The organism is Anaeromyxobacter sp. Red801 (assembly GCF_049201065.2).
GTDB lineage: Bacteria > Myxococcota > Myxococcia > Myxococcales > Anaeromyxobacteraceae > Anaeromyxobacter.
Genome location: NZ_CM181236.1, coordinates 3,547,459 through 3,565,878 on the forward strand (window position 1 = coordinate 3,547,459; position 18,420 = coordinate 3,565,878).

At 75.0% G+C, this 18,420-nt stretch carries 17 protein-coding genes; 10 read left to right on the plus strand and 7 right to left on the minus strand.

The annotated features are described in order from the left end of the window. Positions 1–113 precede the first annotated feature (113 nt). The 5 genes from nrfH to ACOQFB_RS16385 all read left to right on the plus strand — a co-directional run bounded on the left by nrfH (position 114) and on the right by ACOQFB_RS16385 (position 5,124). On the plus strand, positions 114–569 hold the full coding sequence (gene nrfH, locus ACOQFB_RS16365; protein WP_059438778.1) for a cytochrome c nitrite reductase small subunit: 456 nt from the start codon (positions 114–116) through the stop codon (positions 567–569). Between the two features lie 37 nt (positions 570–606). After that, positions 607–2,085, plus strand: coding sequence for an ammonia-forming cytochrome c nitrite reductase subunit c552 (locus tag ACOQFB_RS16370; RefSeq protein WP_059438779.1), 1,479 nt, complete (start codon positions 607–609; stop codon positions 2,083–2,085). 101 nt (positions 2,086–2,186) lie between these two features. Further along, positions 2,187–2,576 carry a hypothetical protein gene (locus ACOQFB_RS16375; protein ID WP_421609419.1) on the plus strand — a complete coding sequence of 130 codons (390 nt, stop codon included), beginning with the start codon at positions 2,187–2,189 and terminating at the stop codon, positions 2,574–2,576. Between the two features lie 23 nt (positions 2,577–2,599). Continuing rightward, positions 2,600–4,858, plus strand: coding sequence for a molybdopterin oxidoreductase family protein (locus ACOQFB_RS16380; RefSeq protein WP_421609420.1), 2,259 nt, complete (start codon positions 2,600–2,602; stop codon positions 4,856–4,858). Between the two features lie 17 nt (positions 4,859–4,875). Beyond that, on the plus strand, positions 4,876–5,124 hold the full coding sequence (locus tag ACOQFB_RS16385; protein WP_059438781.1) for a hypothetical protein: 249 nt from the start codon (positions 4,876–4,878) through the stop codon (positions 5,122–5,124). Here the strand turns inward: ACOQFB_RS16385 and ACOQFB_RS16390 are convergent. Genes ACOQFB_RS16390 through ttcA form a run of 4 tightly spaced genes read right to left on the minus strand, consistent with a single transcriptional unit; the run spans position 5,088 to position 8,852 of the window. Further along, a complete protein-coding gene (locus ACOQFB_RS16390) occupies positions 5,088–6,083 on the minus strand; it encodes a hypothetical protein (protein WP_421609421.1) in 996 nt (331 codons plus the stop codon). The genes ACOQFB_RS16385 and ACOQFB_RS16390 overlap by 37 nt on opposite strands. After that, a complete protein-coding gene (locus ACOQFB_RS16395; protein ID WP_059439183.1) occupies positions 6,080–7,249 on the minus strand; it encodes a phosphopentomutase in 1,170 nt (389 codons plus the stop codon). Before ACOQFB_RS16395 ends, ACOQFB_RS16390 begins: the two co-directional genes overlap by 4 nt. A gap of 37 nt (positions 7,250–7,286) precedes the next feature. Then, the gene (deoC, locus tag ACOQFB_RS16400) at positions 7,287–7,970 is read right to left on the minus strand and encodes a deoxyribose-phosphate aldolase (RefSeq protein WP_059439184.1); all 684 of its coding nucleotides are present in this window, start codon (positions 7,968–7,970) and stop codon (positions 7,287–7,289) included. Between the two features lie 9 nt (positions 7,971–7,979). Beyond that, a complete protein-coding gene (ttcA, locus tag ACOQFB_RS16405) occupies positions 7,980–8,852 on the minus strand; it encodes a tRNA 2-thiocytidine(32) synthetase TtcA (RefSeq protein WP_059439185.1) in 873 nt (290 codons plus the stop codon). A 116-nt stretch (positions 8,853–8,968) separates the two neighbouring features. Here ttcA and ACOQFB_RS16410 point away from each other — a divergent pair, with 116 nt between their 5' ends. The 5 genes from ACOQFB_RS16410 (at position 8,969) to ACOQFB_RS16430 (ending at position 12,550) form a co-directional block, all read left to right on the plus strand. Beyond that, the gene (locus ACOQFB_RS16410; RefSeq protein WP_059439186.1) at positions 8,969–9,235 is read left to right on the plus strand and encodes a TIGR02300 family protein; all 267 of its coding nucleotides are present in this window, start codon (positions 8,969–8,971) and stop codon (positions 9,233–9,235) included. A gap of 166 nt (positions 9,236–9,401) precedes the next feature. After that, a complete protein-coding gene (gene cyoE, locus ACOQFB_RS16415; protein ID WP_193388393.1) occupies positions 9,402–10,289 on the plus strand; it encodes a heme o synthase in 888 nt (295 codons plus the stop codon). 1 nt (position 10,290) lies between these two features. Then, positions 10,291–11,262, plus strand: coding sequence for an ABC transporter ATP-binding protein (locus ACOQFB_RS16420; protein WP_421609422.1), 972 nt, complete (start codon positions 10,291–10,293; stop codon positions 11,260–11,262). After that, the gene (locus tag ACOQFB_RS16425) at positions 11,259–12,125 is read left to right on the plus strand and encodes an ABC transporter permease (protein WP_059439189.1); all 867 of its coding nucleotides are present in this window, start codon (positions 11,259–11,261) and stop codon (positions 12,123–12,125) included. Before ACOQFB_RS16420 ends, ACOQFB_RS16425 begins: the two co-directional genes overlap by 4 nt. Next, on the plus strand, positions 12,122–12,550 hold the full coding sequence (locus ACOQFB_RS16430; RefSeq protein ID WP_059439190.1) for a DUF420 domain-containing protein: 429 nt from the start codon (positions 12,122–12,124) through the stop codon (positions 12,548–12,550). Before ACOQFB_RS16425 ends, ACOQFB_RS16430 begins: the two co-directional genes overlap by 4 nt. Before the next feature lie 63 nt (positions 12,551–12,613). On the opposite strand, the gene ACOQFB_RS16435 is transcribed toward ACOQFB_RS16430, so the two are convergent. From ACOQFB_RS16435 to ACOQFB_RS16445, 3 genes are all read right to left on the minus strand, one after another. Beyond that, a complete protein-coding gene (locus ACOQFB_RS16435; protein ID WP_421609423.1) occupies positions 12,614–14,341 on the minus strand; it encodes a hypothetical protein in 1,728 nt (575 codons plus the stop codon). Positions 14,342–14,584: 243 nt separating this feature from the next. Beyond that, complete coding sequence (locus tag ACOQFB_RS16440; RefSeq protein WP_421609424.1) at positions 14,585–15,979, minus strand: PhoX family protein; 1,395 nt, start codon at positions 15,977–15,979, stop codon at positions 14,585–14,587. 253 nt (positions 15,980–16,232) lie between these two features. Beyond that, positions 16,233–18,281 (minus strand): APC family permease, encoded by a 2,049-nt coding sequence (locus tag ACOQFB_RS16445; protein ID WP_421609425.1) that lies wholly within the window; start codon positions 18,279–18,281, stop codon positions 16,233–16,235. Positions 18,282–18,420: the final 139 nt, after the last annotated feature.

The following is an 18,420-nucleotide window of genomic DNA, read 5'->3' on the forward strand; positions in this document are numbered from 1 at the left end:
CGGAGGGTCGAACCCCGTGAGCACGCGGGGTTGCGCGCCGGCGGGCCTTCCCGCGGTGGTGGCAGGGCGCTTGCGAGGAGGGAGCGCCGTCCCCGAACGCGAGGCTCCCCTCCATGCGCAAAGGAAGCTCCCTCCTCTCCCTGCCGGTCGTCCTCCTCGCGGCCGCCGCCGGCGCCGCGGTCGGCGTCGGCGGATACGCCTTCGCCTACGCGAAGGGCACGTCCTATCTCGGCAACGACCCCGCCACCTGCTCCAACTGCCACGTGATGAGCGGCCACTACGCGGGCTGGCAGGCCTCGGCGCACCACGCGGTGGCCACCTGCAACGACTGCCACACGCCCGCCGCGACCGTCTCGAAGTACGCGGTCAAGGCGGAGAACGGCTGGCACCACTCGATGGCCTTCACCGTGGGCGGGTTCCCGGACGTGATCCGGGCCCGCGCCGAGAGCAGCGCGGTGATCGAGGGCCAGTGCCGCCACTGCCACGCCCAGATCGTCGACGCCATGACCGGCGGCCGGGACGACGTCTCGTGCATCCGCTGCCACGCCTCCGTCGGACACCTCCGCTGACCAACCGCCTCACGCCGCACTCCAAGGAGAACCCGCAATGACCGTCGAGACCCAGTCCCCGAGGAAGCGCGCGCTCGTCGTCGGCGCGATCGCCGCCGTCTTCGCGCTCGCCGCCGTCCTCGCCGCCGTGGTCCTGGTGGACGTCGCCCAGAAGAAGGCCGAGGCGCGCAACCCGGTGGTGCGCGTCGTGGAGCTCACCGACGAGACCGAGGATCCCGCCGTCTGGGGCAAGAACTTCCCGATCGAGTACGACCTCTACAAGCGGACCGCCGACATGGTGCGGACCAAGCACGGCGGCTCGGAGGCGATGCCGCGCACGCCGAGCGACGGCGACCCGCGCACCGTCACCGCGCAGTCCAAGACCGACGCCGACCCGCGCCTGAAGACCATGTGGGCCGGCTACGCGTTCGCCGCCGACTTCCGCGAGGAGCGCGGCCACGCGTACATGCTCGACGACCAGTTCTTCACGCAGCGCCAGGTGGTGGCGAAGCAGCCCGGCACGTGCGGCCAGTGCCACGCGTCGGTGTACGTCCCCATGAAGAAGCTCGGGAACGGCGACCTGTTCAAGGGCTTCGAGGCGCTCAACAAGATGCCGTACTCCGAGGCGAAGCAGCACTTCAAGCACCCGGTGTCCTGCATCGACTGCCACGACCCGGCCACCATGGACCTGCGCGTCACCCGCCCCGGCTTCCTCGAGGGCATCCGCGCCTACAAGGCGTCGCTGGGCGTGAAGGACTACGACCCGAACACCATGGCCACGCGGCAGGAGATGCGCGCGTACGTCTGCGGCCAGTGCCACGTCGAGTACTACTTCAAGGGGCCGGAGAAGCGGCTCACCTTCCCCTGGTCGAAGGGGCTCAAGGCCGACGAGATCGTCGGCTACTACGACGAGGTCGGGTTCAAGGACTGGGTGCACAAGGAGAGCGGCGCGCCGGCGCTCAAGGCGCAGCACCCCGAGTTCGAGATGTGGAACCAGGGCATCCACGCCCGCTCCGGCGTGGCCTGCGCCGACTGCCACATGCCGTACATGCGGGTGGGCGGCACCAAGGTCTCGGATCACCAGGTCCGCAGCCCGGTGCTGAACCTGAACCGCGCCTGCCAGGGCTGCCACAAGTGGCCGGAGGCGGAGCTGAAGGGCCGCGTGGAGGCGATCCAGGACAAGCACCTGCAGCTCCGCGAGCAGGCCTTCGACGCCCTCGTCGCGCTCATCGGCGAGATCAAGGCCGCGCGCGAGGCGGGCAAGACCGACGACCAGCTGGTCACCGCCCGCTACCTGCAGCGCCGCGCGCAGTTCCTGTTCGACTTCGTCGAGGCCGAGAACTCCACCGGCTTCCACGCGCCGCAGGAGTCCGCCCGCGTGCTGTTCGAGTCCATCGACGCCTCGCGCCAGGGGCAGCTCGCGCTGCGCGATCCGTCGTTCAAGCCGACCGTGGCGGTGGTGAACGTCTCCACCGCACCGGCCCCCGCGCCCGCGGCGCCCGCCGCCCCTCCGGTGGTCCCCGCGGTGCTGAAGTAGCAGCCCGGTCCCCGCGCCCGGCCGCCCCGTCCCCACCTCCCCCGGGGCGGCCGGCGCGCGGGGGACCCCGCCGTCCCACCCGTCGCTCGAAGGAGTCGAGAATGCGCACGCTCCTGCTCGCTTCCCTCCTCGCCCCGGCGCTGGCCGCCGCGGCCCCGGGCGCCCCCGCCCGCGCCAAGGCGCCGCGCCACCCCGACGTCGCCGCGCAGCTCGCGGTGCAGGACTGCGCCGAGTGCCACGCGACCCGCACGCCCGCGGTGGTCCGGGCGTGGGAGGGCTCGCCGCACGGCACCGCGCTGGTGAAGTGCGTCGTCTGCCACGGCTCGACCGGCAAGGACTTCACCCGCTCCGTCGCCGGCGCGCGGTGCGCGGGCTGCCACGCGGCCGAGGCCGCATCGCCCACCCCGGCGCGCGCCGGGCCGGGCGGCTGCTTCGCCTGCCACGAGCCGCACGCGCTGACCGCCGAGGGCGAGAACCCGCATTCCAGGTGAGCATCGCAGCCGAGGAGAACCCCATGCCTCTCACGCGCCGTGACTTCCTGAAGGCCTCCGCCGCCGCCTCCGCCCTGGCCGGGCTGGGGCTCCCCGTGGACGCGCTCGCCGCCGAGGGCGGCGAGCGCTGGGTGAAGTCGGTCTGCCGCTACTGCGGCACCGGCTGCGGCCTGTACGTCGGCGTCCGCGACGGCAAGGTGTTCGCCGTCAAGGGCGACCGGGACAACCACAACCGCGGCCTGCTCTGCCTCAAGGGCTTCCTGCTGCCGCAGATCATGTCGGCGCCGGATCGCTGCCTGCACCCGCTGGTGCGCAAGGGCGGCAAGCTGGTGCGCGCGAGCTGGGACGAGGCGATGTCGCTCGTGGCGCGGCGGTTCCGCGAGGCCGTCGAGGCGCACGGGCCGAACGCGGTGGGCTTCTACGGCTCCGGCCAGGGGCTCACCGAGGAGACCTACGCGGCGAACAAGCTGTTCAAGGCCGGCCTGCGCACGAACAACGTCGAGGGCAACCCGCGCCTGTGCATGGCCTCGGCGGTCGGCGGCTACCTGAGCACCTTCGGCAAGGACGAGCCGATGGGCTGCTACGAGGACATCGACCACGCCGACGTCATGCTGCTCGTCGGCTCGAACGCGGCCGAGGCGCACCCGATCCTGTTCGAGCGGATGGCCCGCCGGAAGCAGACCGGCAAGGACGTGAAGGTCATCGTGCTCGACCCGCGGCGCACCCCCACCGCGCGCATCGCCGACCTCCACCTCGCCTTCACGCCCGGCACCGACCTGGCCATCCTGAACGCGATGGCGAACGTGCTCGTCGCCGAGGGGCTGGTGGACGAGGCCTTCCTGAAGGCGCACGTCGCGTTCGGCGAGGGCAAGGACGTGAACAGGGCGTGGGAGGACTACCGGGCCTTCCTGGCGCCGTACACGCCCGTGCGCGCCGCGGAGCTGTCCGGCGCGCGCGCCGAGGACATCGTCACGGCGGCGCGCTGGTTCGGCGAGAAGGGGCGCACCGCCACGTCGATGTGGTGCATGGGGCTCAACCAGCGGACCCGGGGCGTGTGGGCGAACAACCTCGTCCACAACCTGCACCTCCTGACCGGCAAGATCGGCCTCCCCGGCTCGACCCCGCTGTCGCTCACCGGCCAGCCCAACGCCTGCGGCGGCGTCCGGGACGGCGGCGCGCTCTCGCACCTGCTGCCCTACGGCCGGCTGATCGCGAACGAGAAGCACCGCGCCGAGATGGAGCGGCTCTGGAACGTGCCGCCCGGCACGATCCAGCCCGAGAACGGCAAGCCCACCATCGACCTGTTCCAGGCGCTGGAGGCGGGCGACCTGAAGGCGCTGTACGTGATGACCACCAACCCGGCCCAGTCGCTGCCGAACCTGGACCGGTACCGGAAGGCGCTCGAGGCCCGCAAGGCGTTCCTGGTGGTCACCGAGGCGTTCCACCCCACGCGCACCTCCGAGCTCGCCGACGTGGTGCTGCCGGCGGCGCTGTGGGCCGAGAAGGAGGGCGTCTACGGCTGCACCGAGCGCCGCTACCAGCTGCTCGAGCAGGCGGTCCGCCCCGCCGGCGAGGCGCGGCCGGACTTCGCCATCCTCTGCGACCTCGCCGCGCGGCTCGGGCACGGGAAGCTCCTGCCGTGGAAGGGGCCGGCCGAGGCCTGGGACGAGCTCCTGACGCTGAGCAAGGGGACCGCGTACGACTTCACCGGCATGACGCGGGCCCGCCTGGCCGCGTCGCACGGCCTGCTCTGGCCGCTGCCGGCCGAGGGCCACCCGGGCACGAAGCGCCGGTTCGTGAAGGGCGAGGACCCGCTCGTCCCGGCCGACGCGCCCGACCGGATCCGGTTCTACGGCCGGCCCGACGCCCGCGCGGTGATCTGGCTGCGGCCGCAGCAGCCGCCGGCCGAGGTGACCGACGCCGCGTACCCGCTGTACCTCACCACCGGCCGCGTGATCGAGCACTGGCACACCGGGACCATGACCCGGAACTGCAAGGAGCTGCGCCACGCGAACGCCGAGTCGGTGGTGGAGCTGCACCCCGACGACGGGAAGCCGCTCGGGATCCGGACCGGCGACGAGGTGCGCGTCAGCTCGCGGCGCGGCGCCGAGACGTTCCAGGCGAAGCTGGTGGACGGGGCGCGGCCGGGCACGGTGTTCGTGCACATGCACGACCCGCAGCGCATGTGCAACCGCCTCACCATCGACGCGGTGGATCCCGTGTCGAAGCAGCCCGAGTTCAAGATCTGCGCGGTGAAGATCGAGCCGGTCCGCAAGGCCTGAGCCGGACGGAGGTCCACATGCTCGTCGCGGGGGTGGTGATCGAGACCGTGCCGGGGGCGGCGCCCCGGGTCGCCGTGCGGCTGCTCTCCGAGCCGGCGCTGGAGCTGGAGGGCGGCGACGGCGACCGCCGGCTGGCGGCGGTGTTCGCGGGGCCGGACGGCGCGGCGCTCGAGGCGCTCGCGGACCGGCTCCTCGCCGGCGACGAGGAGGTGCTGGGCGTGTACCCGACCTACGTCGCGGACGAGCCGGGCGACGGAGACGCGTGAGCGGCGGGCGGGGCGCCGTCCTGCGGCGCCGCCCCCGCGCCGCCAGCCGCCTCGCCCCCCGCCTCGGCGGCGTCGCCCTCGAGGCGCGCGTTCAGCGAGGTCGCGGCCACGATCCCGATGGCGCGGAAGAAGAAGCCCACCCCCGGGATCGCCAGCGCCGCGCCGACGGCCAGGCCGAAGCCGGCGGTCTCCCACGGGTGACGCTCGGTGAAGCGGACCTCCTCGTTCCAGGGCCGCGTCAGGCGCGCCAGCACGCGGCCGGCCCAGCCGAACGGCCGCAGCACCCAGAGCGCCGCCGCCAGCCGCTGGAGCGCCCGCGCGTACCAGGGCGTGCCGGCGCCCCGGCGCGGGCCGGGGACGGCCTCGAGCGGCAGCTCGAACGCGTCCACCAGGACCCAGTAGAACGCCCAGGCGACGCCCAGCGCCGCGGTGACGGGCTTCCTGCCGGGCAGCATCGACAGCACCACCACCACCGGGAACAGGCCCGCCGAGACCACCACCGCCTGGCGCAGCGCCTTCACCCACTCGCGCGCCACCCGGCGGACCCAGCCCTGGCCGGCGAACGGATCCTCGCCGGCGGGCAGGCCGAGCGCGCGGCGCGCCTCGAGCGCCACCCGGAGCCACTGGCGCTGCAGGAGGGTGGGCGGCATCGAGGCGAGGCCGACGAACGCAACGGTGAACAGGTGGAGCGCGCCGGGCCCGGTGACCTCGCCGTCCGCCGCGTCGCCGGCCGCGGTGAGCGCCGCGAACACGGCGCACCCGGCGGCCGTCAGCGCGACCGGCACCAGCGCCGCCCGGCGCAGCGCCGCGTCGTCGGCCAGGAGCCGGGCCGCGCGCAGCACCTCGCCCGCCGCCCACCGGGCGCGCTCCAGCCGGCCGGCGTCCGGCGCCGGCACCGCGGCCGCGTGCGGCGCGCCGCGCCCGGCCCCCGCCGCGCCCGCCACCCCCGCCTCGCTCACCGCGTCACCTCGGGGAGGAAGCTCGTGCCCACCTCGGCGCGGACGCCGAAGTACTCCGCCACCGTGGCCCCGAGGTCGGCGAAGGTGGCGCGCGTGCCGAGGTCGCCGCCGCCGCGCCCGGGCGCGTGCACGAGCAGCGGCACGTACTCGCGCGAGTGATCGGTGGACGGGGTGGTCGGATCGCAGCCGTGGTCGGCGGTGAGCGCCAGGAGCTCGCCCGGCCCGAGGCGGTCGAGGATGGCCGGCAGCCCGCGGTCCAGCTCCTCCAGCGCCCGCGCGTAACCGGCCGGATCGTTGCGGTGACCGTAGAGCATGTCGAAGTCCACCAGGTTCACGAAGACGAGCCCGCGGTCCACCCGGTCGAGGAGCGCCGCGGTGCGGGCCAGGCCGTCGGCGTTGCCGGCCGTGTGGATCTCCTCGGTGATGCCGCGCCGGTCGAAGATGTCGGGGATCTTCCCGACCCCGACCACCGGCACGCCCGCCTCGACCAGCCGCTCCAGCACGGTCGGCGCCGGCGGCGGCATGGAGAAGTCCTTGCGGTCGTACGTGCGCGCGTACTCCCCCGGCGTCCCCACGAACGGCCGCGCGATCACCCGCGCCACGCGCCACGGATCGAGGATGCGCCGCGCCGTCCGGCACCAGGCGTACAGCGTCTCGAGGGGCACCGTGTCGGTGTGGGCCGCCACCTGGAACACGGAGTCGGCCGAGGTGTAGACGATGGGCTTCCCGGTGCGCTGGTGCTCCTCGCCCAGCTCCTGGATGATCACCGTGCCGCTCGCGACGGTGTTCCCGAGGACGCCCGGCGCGCCGGTCTCCCGGACGAACGCCTCGAGGATCTCCGGCGGGAAGCCGCGCGGGAACGTGCGCAGCCCCTCGCGCAGCACCACGCCCATCATCTCCCAGTGGCCGGTGGTGGTGTCCTTGCCCTCCGAGCGCTCCGCCATGCGCCCGTGGAACGCGGCGGGCGCGGGGTCGGGCGGCACGCCCTGGATGGCGGTCAGGTGGCCGAGGCCCATCCGGCCCAGCACCGGCAGCGAGAGGCCGCCCACGGCGCGGCTGGTGTTGCCGAGCGTGTCGGACCCCTCGTCGCCGTAGGCGGCGGCGTCGGGGAGCGCGCCGCAGCCGGCGCTGTCGGCGACCAGGATGACGAGGCGGCGGCGGTTCATGCCCGGATCCTAACCGCGGGGGCGCCGCCCGGCGCGGTCACGGGAAGGCGCCGGACACGAGCGCCACCGAGGCGGAGGCGCCGATGCGGCTCGCCCCGGCCGCGAGCATGGCCCGGGCCGCCTCCGCGGTGCGGATCCCGCCGGACGCCTTGACGCCGACCTGCTCGCCCACCACCGAGCGCAGCAGGGCCACGTCCTCCACCGTGGCGCCGCCCCCGGCGAACCCGGTGGAGGTCTTCACGTAGGCGGCGCCGGCGCAGCGGGCGAGCGCCGCCGCCACGACCTTCTGGTCGCGGGTGAGGCGCGAGGTCTCGAGGATGACCTTCACCGGCACCGCCACCGCCCCGATCACCGCGCGCAGGTCGTCGAGCACCTCCTCGTGGCGGCCGGCGAGCAGCGCCGGCAGCCGGACGACGAGGTCCAGCTCCTCCGCGCCGCGCCGCGCCGCCTCGCGCGCCTCCGCCACCCGCGCCTCGGTGCTCGCCTCGCCGCGCGGGAAGTCCACCACCGCGATCGCCAGCACGCCGCTGCCCTCCAGCGCGCGCCGGACCTCCGCCACCGCGTCCGCGCGCACGCACACCCCGGCGAACCGGTGCGCGCGGGCCTCGGCGCAGGCGCGGCGCACGTCGTCGAGCGTCGCGCCGGGCGCGAGCACGGTGTGGTCGAGGTACGGCGCGAGGTCGCGCGGGGTGCGGATCGCCTCGGCGGGAACGGAGCGCATGCGCGGATGCTACCGCTCGCCGCGCGCGCCGCCCAGCGACACCACGCCGTCGCCGGCGGGCTCGCCGCAGTCCTCCGCCTCCTCGTCCTCGGCGTCGAGCCAGGGATCGCGGCCGGTCGCGTCGGCGAGCTGGCGGTGGAGGTCGCGGTCGAGCAGGTGCGAGGGCACCACGTGCCCGAGCGCGTGGAGCAGGTTGCCCTTCACCGCCGGGTGCTCGGCGGACAGCTCCGCCAGCAGGCGCTTCACGCGCTTGCGGCGCAGGTTGGGCTGGGAGCCGCACAGGTCGCAGGGGACGATGGGGAAGCGCATCGCCTCGGCGAACGCGGCGACGTCCTCCTCCGCCGCGTAGCAGAGCGGCCGGATGACCACGTTCCGGCCGTCGCGCGAGCGGAGCTTGGGCGGCATGCTCTTCAGCGCCCCGGAGTAGAGCGCCGAGAGGAGCAGCGTCTCGACGAGGTCGTCGCGATGGTGCCCGAGCGCGATCTTGGTGCAGCCCATCTCCACGGCGGCGTTGTAGAGGACGCCGCGCCGCAGGCGCGAGCAGACCGGGCAGGTGGTCTTCCCCTCCGGCACGAGCCGGCGCACCACCGAGTAGGTGTCGCGCTGCAGCATGCGGTACGGGACGCCCAGCGACCGGAGGTGATCCTCCACCACCTGCGCCGGGAAGCCGGGCTGCCCCTGGTCGAGGTTCACCGCGACCAGGTCGAAGTCGATGGGGGCCCGCTCGCGCAGCCGCATGAGCAGGTGGAGCAGGGTGTAGCTGTCCTTGCCCCCGGAGACGGCGACCATGATCCGGTCGCCCTGGGAGACGAGATCGAAGTCGCGGATGGCCTCTGCCGTCGCGCGCAGGAGCTTCCGCTCCAGCCGGTGGATCTGCTGCATGGCGGGGTTCTAGCGCGGCCCCGCCCCGGCGGTCGAGCGGTGCGGCGCCATTTCCGTTTGACGCCGCCGCTTTCGTTGGGATAAAGGCCCGGTCTCTCCGCCCAGGACGAGGAAACATGCCTGCCAAGGACCTCGGGACCAAGCACAGCTGCTTCAAGTGCGGCACCAAGTTCTACGACATGAAGAAGCCGGTCCCGGTCTGCCCGAAGTGCGGGGCGGACCAGCGCGAGAGCCCGGCCCTGAAGCCGCCGGCGCCCGAGCGCAGGGCGCGGGCGGCCGCCCGCCCGGTCGAGCCCGAGGCCGACGAGGTCGAGGTCGACACCGAGGACCTCGAGGACGACGCGGACGACGTGGACGAGGCCGCCGAGGACGACGAGCCCTGAGCCGCCGCCGCGCCCCTGCGCGGGCGTGCGGCCGGATTCACGGTTCGTCAATTCACGGCGCGCGTCGCCCGTCCGGGCCATGGATCCGCGCGCGCCGCGCCCGGCACCCGGGCGAGGCCCCTAACGCGACGTTGACCCCCTGCCGAGCCCTGACTAAGTGCTCGCGGTGACCGTCGCCACCGCGCAGGCCCGCACCGCTCCGCAGCCGCTCGCCTACCTCAAGGACCTCCTCCTCCTCTCGAAGCCGCGGCTCTCGGGGCTGGTGATGATCACCTGCGCCGGGGGCATGTGGCTCGCGCCCGGCCACATCGGCACGGCCCGCGCCGTGCTGACCGTCCTCGCCACCGCGGTGGTGGTCGGCGCCGCCAACGCGCTCAACTGCTACCTCGAGCGCGACATCGACGCGCGCATGCGGCGGACCCGCGACCGCCCGCTGCCCGCCGGCCGCGTCGATCCGTTCGTGGCGCTCGGGCTGGGCATCGCCGCGCCCGCGTTCGCGATCCCGATCCTGTCGCTCGCCGCCAACGGGCTCACCGCCCTGCTCGCGCTGGTCGCGCTCCTGACCTACGTGCTCGTGTACACGCCCATGAAGCAGCGGTCGGCGACGGCGCTGTTCGTGGGCGCGGTGCCGGGGGCCATCCCGCCGCTCATGGGCTGGACGTCGGTGACCGGCGGCGTGGACGCCGGCGGCCTGGCGCTGTTCGGGCTGCTGTTCGCGTGGCAGCTCCCGCACTTCCTCGCCATCTCGCTGTACCTCCGCGAGGACTACCAGCGCGGCGGGCTGCGCATGTTCGCCTCGGTGCACGGCGAGCGCGCCACCCGGCTCTGGATGGCGCTGACCACGATCCTGCTCCTGCCCGCCTCGCTGGCGCTCGTGCCGCTGGGCCTCGCCGGCACCGGCTACGCGATCACCGCCGCGGTGCTGGGGCTCGCGCTCTCCGCCTACGCCATCTCCGGCATCGGCCGCGAGGGCGGGCGCTGGGCGCGCACGTTCTTCCTCGGGACCCTCGTCCACCTGACCGTCCTGTTCGTGGCCCTCTTCCTCTCGCGCTGACGTGCCCGCCCCCGCCGCCATGCCGGCCGCTGCTCCCGCGCGCCTCGCGCTGAAGGACGTCGCGTTCCGCCACGGCGCGCGCGAGGTGCTGCGAGGCGTCTCGCTGGAGGTCCGCGCCGGCGAGGTGTTCGGGCTGCTCGGGCCGAACGGCGCGGGCAAGTCCACGCTGTTCTCGATCCTGGCCGGCCTGCTGCCGCCGGCGGCCGGTCGCTTCTGGCTGGACGGCCGCGAGATCCCCGCCGGCGCCCGCGCGCTCCGGGCCGCCTCCGGCATCGTGTTCCAGTCGCCCGGCCTCGACGGGAAGCTCTCCGCCGAGGAGAACCTGCGCCTCGCCGCCGCCATGCACCGCGTCCCTCGGGCCGAGGCCCGCCGCCGGATCGCCGCGCTGCTCGCCGGCGCGGGCCTGGCCGATCGCGCCCGCGAGCCGGTGGACCGCTTCTCCGGCGGCATGCGCCGGCGCGTCGAGCTGGCCCGCGCGCTGGTGCACCGGCCGGCGCTGCTGGTGATGGACGAGCCCACCACCGGGCTCGACGCCGGCGCGTTCCAGGCGTTCTGGGACGAGGTCCTGGCGCTCCGGCGCGACCAGGGGCTCACCGTGGTGCTCACCACCCACCGGCCCGACGAGGCCGAGCGCTGCGACCGGCTGGCGGTGCTCTCCGGCGGCGCGGTGGTCGCCTGCGAGTCGCCGGAGGCGCTGCGCGCGCGGGTGCCGGGCGACGTGGTGGTGGTCGAGGCGGACGCGCCGGACGCGCTCGCCGCGGAGATCCGCGCGCGGCTGGGCCTCCCCGCGCGCGTGCGCGACGGCGCGGTCCACGTCGAGCGCGAGGCCGGGCACACGCTGGTGCCGCGGATCGTCGAGGCGTTCCCGGCCGGGCGGCTGCGCGCCGTCTCGCTGCGGCGCCCCACGCTCGCCGACGCCTACCTGGCGCTCACCGGCGCGTCGCTCGAGGACGCCGCGGAGGTGGCCGCGTGAGCCCGGCCCGCGCCGAACCCGCCCCCCGCGCCGCGCCGCCCGCCGGCGCCGCCCCCGCCGCGCCGCTGCCGGCGCCCGGCCCGGCCCTCGCCTACGACGTCGCCACCGCGCTGGTGCTGTGGCGCCGCGACCTGGTCCGCTTCTTCCGTCAGCCGTCCCGGCTCGCCGGCGCCCTGGGCCAGCCGCTGATCTTCTGGTTCGTCATCGGCTCCGGCATGTCCGGCACGTTCCGCATGGCCGGCAGCGGCACCGGCTACCTCGCCTACTTCTTCCCGGGCGTGGTCCTGATGGTGGTGCTGTTCGCGTCGATCTTCACCACGCTCTCGGTCATCGAGGACCGGCACCGCGGCTTCCTGCAGGGCGTGCTGGCCGGGCCCGGCTCGCGCGCGTCGCTGGTGGCGGGCAAGACGCTCGGCTCCGCCTCCGTGGCGCTCAGCCAGGCGGCGCTGTTCCTGCTCCTCGCGCCCGCGGCGGGCTTCCCGTACGGCGCCATCGACTGGCCGCTCCTGGTGGCGGCGCTGGCGCTCGCCGCGGTGGGGCTCGCGGCCCTCGGCTTCGCGGTGGCCTGGTTCATCGACAACGTGCAGGGCTACCACGCGGTTCAGATGACGCTGCTCGTGCCGCTGTGGGTGATCTCCGGCGCGATGTTCCCGGTGCCGGCCGACCGGCCCGGGTTCGCCGCCGCGATGCGCTGGAACCCTGTGTCCTACGCGGTCTCGGCCGCGCGCCGCGCCCTGGCCGGGCCCGACGCCCCGGGCGCGCTGCCCGGCTCCGCCGCGCGCGATCTGGCCGTGCTGGCCGCGTTCGCGGCGATCGCCCTCGCCGCCGCCGTCCTCTCCACCCGCCGGGCCCCGCGCGCATGACCCTCGCCGAGATCCTCCCCACCGTGAACGCCGTGCTGAACGGCACCAGCGCCGCGCTGCTCCTCGCCGGCTTCGTGGCGATCCGCCGCGGCGCCCGCGACGTCCACCGCGCGCTCATGCTCGCCGCCTGCGGCAGCTCGGTGCTGTTCCTGGTCGGCTACTTCACGCGCATCGCGCTGACCGGCACGCACCGCTTCCCCGGCGGCGGCGCGCTCCGCGCGGCCTACCTGGCCGTGCTCGGGTCGCACACCCTGCTCGCCGCCCTGGCCGCGCCGCTCGTGCTCCGGACGCTGTTCCTGGCGTTCCGCGCCCGCTTCCCGGATCACCGCCGCATCGCGCGCGCGGCGCTGCCGGTCTGGATGTACGTGTCGGTGACGGGCGTCGTCGTGTACGTGATGCTCTATCACCTGGCGCCCGCGCCGTAGCGCGGCCACCGCGGCTCCGCTCGCCCTGAGCCCGTCGAAGGGCGAGCGGACTTGCCGGGCCGCTCAGGGGATCGCGCCGGTGGAGCCGGCGAGCTGGTTCACCAGCGCCTGGACGCTCGCGAGCGTCACGCCCGACCGGTTCATGGCGGAGCCGGCGAACGCGGTCATGGCACCGGAGAGCCCGGTGGTGCCCGCGGTCGCGGACATCATGCCCGGGCCGCCGCCCATCATGCCGCCGCCCATGCCGCCCATCGAGATGCCGGTGCCGCCCATCATCCCGTTCATCACGCCGTCGCTCGCGTCCTCGGCCATGGCCGTCACCATCGCCGACGAGGAGCCGGTCATCCCGACGCTCCGCGCGTACTCGGACATGGCGGCGATGGCCATCCCGTGGTCGCGCTGGTCCTGGGTCGCGCCGGTCCCCGACCCCGCGACCGACGGATCCATCGGCATCGTCCCGAGGACGTCGCCCGCCATGAAGTAGCTGCCGATCCCGGCGTTGGCGGCCGCCGCGGTCGCCGCCGTCATGCCGCCCGGCATGCCCTGCGCCATCGCCTGGGCCATGGTGGTGAGCGGCGTCACCTGCACGCCCGAGGTGGTCGCGCCCGATGCCACCGACGGGATGCACGCGGTGAGCACGTCGCCGGACGCCATCGGCATCGACGTCCCGGTGGCCTCGTCCTCGAAGGTCGCGCCGGCCACCTCGAGCATCACCGGCCCCGAGTACGCGCCCAGGCCGACGCTGAACGCGCCCGACGCGCCGAGCGGCGCGGCGGCGAGCGCCTGGCCGCGAGCGCCGCCGCTCACCGCGTACGCCGTCACCGTGCCGCCGGACATGGCGCCCATGAACGCGGTCCCGGTCATCATCCCCTGCCCTGCGCCCTGCCCCGTGCCGCCGGGCAGCTGCCCGCCCGCGCCCGAGAGTTGCCCGAGGCACGCCTGCAGGTCGTCCGCGGTCAGGCCGGATCGGTTCCGCGCCGATGCGAGGAAGGCGCGCATCGCGTCGGCGAGGCCCGTGGTCCCGGCCGTCGGCGCCATCGTCCCGCCGCTCATCCCACCCATGCCGCCCATGGAGACCGGCGTCGTGCCCATCATCCCGTCCATCACGCCGTCCGACGCGTCCGCCGCCATCGCGGTCGCCATCCCCGCGGACGAGGTCATCCCGAGCGCCATCGCCTCCTGGGACATGGCGGCGAGCGCCATCCCGTAGTCGCGCTCGTCCTGCGTCGCGCCGGCGCCCGCGCCCGCGGCGGTCGGATCCATGGGCGCGACGCGGAGCACGTCGCCGGCCTGGAAGTACGCGCCCACCACCGCGTTCGCGGCCGCGACGTTCGCCTCGGTCATCCCGCCGGGCATGGCGGCCGCCCGGGCGCGCGCCATGGTGGTGAGCGGCGTGACCTGGATGCCGGCCGTGGCGGCATCGGCGGCGACGGACGGGATCGCGCAGGCGAGCGCGTCGCCGGCCCCGGGCGCCATCGACGCGCCGGTGGCCTCGTCCACGTAGCTGCCGCCGGTCGCGAGCAGCATCACCGGCCCGGCGTGGTGGCCGATGGCGACCGTGAAGCGCCCCGCCGCGTCGGTGGTCGCCTCGCCGACCTGCGCGCCCTGCGTCCCCCCGCTCAGCGCGTACGCGCGGACCTTCGCGCCCGCCACCGGCCCGAGCACCACGGCGCCGCTGATGGTCCCCGCCGCCCCGGCGCCGGGCGTGGAGCCGCCGCCGCCACCTCCGCAGGCGGCGAGCAGGAGGGAGGCGATCAGGGGCGCGGTCGCTGCCGGAGCGGAGATCTTCATGGAGCTCCTCTCGCCCGGCGGGTGGGGGGGGGCCGGGCTCGCGGGAGGGGTGCGCGATCCCGCGCACCCGCCACGAGCAGGGGAACGCACGCCGTCACGCCGAATTCCGCGCCGCCGTGGGGTCACGCGATGGTGGTGGCTCGGCCGCGCCGCCCCCGGCGCGCGCGACGCGCCCACGGCGCCCGCCCGGCCGCCGCGCGGCCCCGGACCCCGCGCGGATCCGGGGCGCGCGACGGCGGCCCGCTACCGCCAGCCGGTCACGTCGAGGATGACGCCGTGGCCGGTGACGTTGTGCTGCACGCTCACGTAGAAGTGGGTGCCGCTCGCGTCGAAGAACCCGCCCGTCCACTCCGCGTTCAGGTCGTTCAGCGTCGCGATGCGGATGCAGCCGTCCGACTGATCGTCCGGATCCGTCCCGTCCTCCAGGCACGCCCACAGGTCGTTGTTCCGGCCGGCCTCGGGCCCGTCGCCGTCCTCGTGGATGATCCAGCTCCCGCGACCCGGCTGCCAGGCGAGGTTGTCCATCATGGCGAGCTCGGGGTTGCCGGGGACGAGGAGCTGCACCTCGGGGACGGCGGTGCCCGCCGCGGCCTCGCCCAGGGTGCCGTCGCTCACGCAGAGGGTCTCGCCCCAGCTCCAGTCGTCCGCCTCGTTCCCGGTGTTGTTCGCGCAGAACCGGACGCGCCCCGCGGCCAGCGCCGCGCCGTCGAGGTCGATGTCCTCGGGGCGGTAGTAGCCCGTGAGCCTCAGCGCGGCGGCGGCGGCGCGGAGGTTGCCGACGTCGGCGGCGGCGACCGGGATCCAGCTGCCGAGGCCCGTGTTCGTCCCCTGCCCGTGGTCGGTCCCACCGCTGCGACGCCCGAGGCGCAGCCCGTAGACCGCGCCCGCGGCGAGCGGCGACCGGTCGAGGCTCCGGATCGCCGGGCCGCCCGTCCACGGCACGGCGGGCACGAACTTGAAGTACGCCCCGCCCGCGGTGCCGCGGGAGGGACGGTTCTCGTCGCCGTAGTACATGACGCCGTTCGGGAGCAGGCCGATGCCCTCCCAGGAGAGCCGGCCCACCGCGGGCCGCGCCGCGACGAGGCCCGCGCCCGGGCCGGAGACGGTGCGGGCGGCGTGGTCGTAGGTGGCGCCGGTGACGGCGAGCGGGTCGAGCACCTCGATGAGCGAGCCGTCGGCGCCGGACTCCTCCCCCGCGATGATCGTGCCCCAGGGCGTCCGCCGCACCGGATCGCAGGAGATGGTGCCTGCGAGGATCGTCTCGACCGCGCCGTCGGACAGGCGGATGCGCTGGAGCCCGGGCTGCGCGGCGCCCTGCTCGTTGCAGGCGATGAGGTGCGTCGGGCGCTCGTCGGAGGGCCACAGCGCCATCATGTCGATGCTGGCGCCGAGGCCCGGGGCGGCCGAGACGACGCGCGCCTGGAGGCTGCGCGCCAGCGTGACGAGCGCGCGCGGGTCCGCCTCGGCAACCTGCGGCGCGATGCTCAGCGTGGACGAGGCCGGGATCGGTCCGGTGACGCCGAACAGCTCCGGCGCGCGGGCCTGCAGGGCCTGGTCGCGGAACGTCCCGAAGTCGGGGCCCGGCGAGGCAGTGAGCGCCACGGCCGAGGCGGCGGCGAGTGCGGCGAGTGCGTGCATGCGTCGATTCTCCGTGCGGCGTCGGGGCCGCTGCGCCGCGGCCCCTGCCGCCGCGCGAGCCGATCCTGCTCGCTGCGCCCGCGACGGTTCCGCGACACCTGCGTCAAGAGACGGCGTCGGCGAGCGGCGGGCGGGGCGACCTCGCCACCGGCCGCAGCCGGCATGCAGCCCGCCTCCACCGCGTCGATGCGCGTCCCGGGCGATCGGGGGGGGGGCCGCGCCGCGCGACGACGCGCCGACGCGGCGGCCGGGCTCAGGGCGACGCCGGCGCCAGCACGCGGACGGGGAGCACCATCGCGTTCAGGCCTCCGAGCTGGAGGCGGCGCTGGAGCTGGTAGGCCGTCTCGTTGTGCAGCAGCCGCTGGAACCAGCGCTCCTGCTGGAACACGAGCTTGCCCGCGAACACGACGCTCCGCGGGTACTCGCGGGCGAGCTCGAGACACAGCTTCTCCGCCACGCTGACCGCCTCGGTGCCGATCTCCATCCGGAAGTCCGCCGCGAGCTTCAGGCGGTGCGCGAGCGCGACGTACTGCTCGAGCGCGGACTGCGTCCGGAGCCGGACCCGGTCCACCTCCTCGATCCCCTTCATGGAGGCGGCGTCGATGACGCCGACCGACACGAACACGAAGTTCCGGAAGTGTCCCGGGAACGTCCGCTGGATGGTGAGGAGCGCGTGCACGCCCAGGCCGCCGTAGCCGCCGACCAGCAGCACGGCCGTCGGGCCCTTCGGATCCAGGACGGGGTGCGGGCCGGGCGGGTGCGGCGGCAGCACCTCGAGGATGTCGTCGAGCCGCCTGAGGTTCGCCTGCACGCTGCGGTAGTGGCGACGGATGGCGAGGCACAGGCCCACCACCAGGCTGGTGACGAGGATGGTGATCCAGCCCCCCTGCGCGCCCTTCTCGTAGACGGTCCCCACCAGGATGGCGAGGCAGAGCACGAACGCGACCCCGTGGATCGCGAGGCCCCGGCGTCGCCCGCTCGCGCGGGTCCGCCGCCAGTAGCGGAGCATCGCGAGCTGCGAGAGCGAGAACGTCACGAACACGTTGATCGAGTACATCGTGACGAGGTGCAGGATGTCGCCGCGCGTCCAGAGCAGGGTCGCGAGGGAGGCGCCGCCCATGAGCAGGACGCCGTCCTGGATCGTGAGGCGGTCCGAGAGCTGGCCGAAGCGGTGCGGCAGCCACGAGTCGTGGGCCATGTTGGCCATGACCCGCGGCCCGTCGATGAACCCGGCCTGCGCGGCGACCACGAGCAGCGCGGCCTCGGCGAGCAGCGCCACGACCACGAACCCCCGGCCGACCGGCACGCCGGCCAGGCTCCACCCTCCCGCGAAGCGATCGAGCAGCACCGCGTTCATCGTCTTGCCCTCCTCGGGCGCGACGCGGAACAGGAGGTAGCAGACCAGGATGCCGCCGGCGGTGAAGGCGAGCGAGACCGCCATGTACGCCATGGTCCGCTTCGCGGTGTGCACCTTCGGCTCGCGCATGATCTGGATGCCGTTGGAGACCGCCTCGATGCCGGTGTACGTCCCGGCGCCCATGGAGTAGGCGCGGACGAAGATGGCGAGGAGCCCGAGTCCGCCGAGCTCGGCCAGGCCCGCGCGGAACCCGTGGCCCACCTCCCCGGCCACGCGCGGCACGTCCGGGAGGTGCGCGCCGACGCCGCCCACGATCAGGACGAGGTGCGTGACGAGGAAGAGGCCGAAGATGGGCGCGAGGATCGTGACGGACTCCTTCACGCCACGCAGGTTGAGCACGACGAGGAGGCCGATCGCGAGCGCCTCGACGGGCAGCTTCCACGCCTCGAGCCCCCGCGGGAGGAAGCTGAAGATGGCGTCGCCGCAGGAGGCCACCGACACGGAGATCGTGAGGACGTAGTCCACCAGCAGCGAGGAGCCGGAGACGACGCCCACGCGCGGCCCGAGCAGCTCCGTCGCGACGACGTACCCGCCGCCTCCGAACGGGAAGCGCTCGATGATCTTCGAGTACGCGACCGCGATGACGAGCACGGTCGTCGCGGTGGCGAGCGCGAGCGCGACCGCGAGGTAGCGGTGGTCACCCAGCGCGCGGAACGCCTCGTCGGGACCGTAGGCGGACGACGACAGCCCGTCGGCGCCGAGGCCCACCCAGGCGAGCATCGCGACGAGCGAGATGGAGTGGTGGGTGCGCGGATCCTGGACGTCCCTCGGCGCGCCGAAGACGAGCGTCCGGAGCCTGGCGAACCTTCGAGACGCCGTCCCGGCAGGCGCCGCCTGCTCGCGGCCCCCTGCGCGATGGGTGCGATCGGGTGTTCCGGCGGCCATGCCCGGAGCTTGCCGGCGCGCACCTCAACGAGGGGTCAAGACGTGGCCGGAAGGCATCAACCCGGCATCAAGGCCGCTCGAGGGCCGCTGCGCCGCACCCCCATGCCATGCCGTTGACGGCGGCTTGACGAGGCAGCCC